Genomic DNA, 1,337 nt, shown 5'->3' with positions numbered 1-1,337 from the left:
TGGCCCACGTTGTCCGGGAACAGTGAAGCGTAGGTTGATCCCAGGAAGGTGCCGTAGGAGTACCCGAGGTAGTTGAGCTTTTTCTCGTTGACCACGGCGCGGAGGATGTCCATGTCCTTCGCTGAGCTCTCGGTGTCGATGTGGGCCAGTACCGGCCCGGTCTGCTCAGCACATTGCGCAGCGATCGCCCTGTTGTCCGTCCGGGCGGCTTCCAGGCCGGCGTCCGTTTCCAGGTCGTAGATCTTGGCCCGCGCGGCGTCGCGCTCGGCATCCGTCATGCAGTTGACGGCGGCGGAGCGCTTCACGCCCCGGGGATCGAAGCCCACCAGGTCGTAGGCGCTCCGCACGGCTTGTGAAAAGTGTGTTCCCGAGGCATCTTTGACGAAGTCGTACCCGGATGCCCCCGGTCCTCCCGGGTTGACCAGCAGGCTGCCCGTCTTGTTACCCGTGCTCGATGCCCTCAGGACTGCCAGTTCGATAGTGTCGCCGTCGGGTTCGTCGTAGTCCATCGGCACTTTCACCTTGCCGCACTGGAATTCCCCTTCGCACGGCTCCCACACCACTTCCTGCGAGTAAAACTCCTCCAGCCCGGCCGGAGCGGAGGCCACAATTGAGGGATCCGCCTTTGCAGTCGACGCCTCCTGGCTGCGGTCTTCGCCGCCAAGGAGGGTGCAGGAGGCCAGAACCATGGCAAGCACCATGGCCCCGGCGGCGCGCACTCCAATCACCCAGGATCGGGGGCGTGCTGGCAGGGGGCGGGCAGTCATCGGGTCTCCTTGGAGGGGGCTAGATCAGGCTGGCTGCCATGGACTCAATGGTCAACAGCGGGGCAACGTTGGTGGTGGTAATACGTTCGCGGGCTTTATTGATGGCGTCCATCCGGGCAAGGGTGGCTTCAGGAGTGGAGTGGGTGGCAAACTCCTCTAATTCACTCCTCAACTCAACGTTTACCAGTTCCACAGCATTCCCGAGCTGGATAATCAGCACATCGCGGTAGAAGGACAGCAGATCGGTGAGCGTCCGGTCGAGTGAATCGGTGATGGACCGCTTCGCCCGGCGCTTCTGGTCCTCCTCAAGCTGCTTCACCTGGCTGCGCATGGCCGGAGGGAGCGCACCGGATTCGGGCGCGCCGAGGGTCGCCAGCAGGGCGGCCTTCTCGGCAGCGTCGCGCTCCTCATTGGAACTGTTGGCCTCGGCGGTGGCGATTGTAACCAGCTTCTCCGCCATCATTACCGCGGCGGTAACACCGCGCTGTCCCAGGGGAAAGCGGACGGTTTCCAGCCTGCGCTCCCTGGCTGCGGGATCCCGTGCCAGCCGGCGGGCGATCCCGACGTGGC

Annotated in this window: 1 protein-coding gene and 1 pseudogene; both read right to left on the bottom strand. The window is 64.2% G+C overall.

The genetic code is table 11. The annotated features are described in order from the left end of the window. Positions 1–767, bottom strand: a 767-nt coding sequence (locus AC5RWX_RS33415) for an alpha/beta fold hydrolase (RefSeq protein WP_494100444.1), incomplete at its 3' end; no start/stop codon positions are given. 19 nt (positions 768–786) lie between these two features. Beyond that, positions 787–1,337: pseudogene (locus tag AC5RWX_RS33410) on the bottom strand (DNA polymerase III subunit delta'); the annotation flags it as partial.

Source organism: Arthrobacter sp. SPT-J7, from assembly GCF_059089965.1.
Note: the sequence above shows the minus strand (reverse complement) of the source record. Positions and strands in the feature narration are given on the sequence as shown.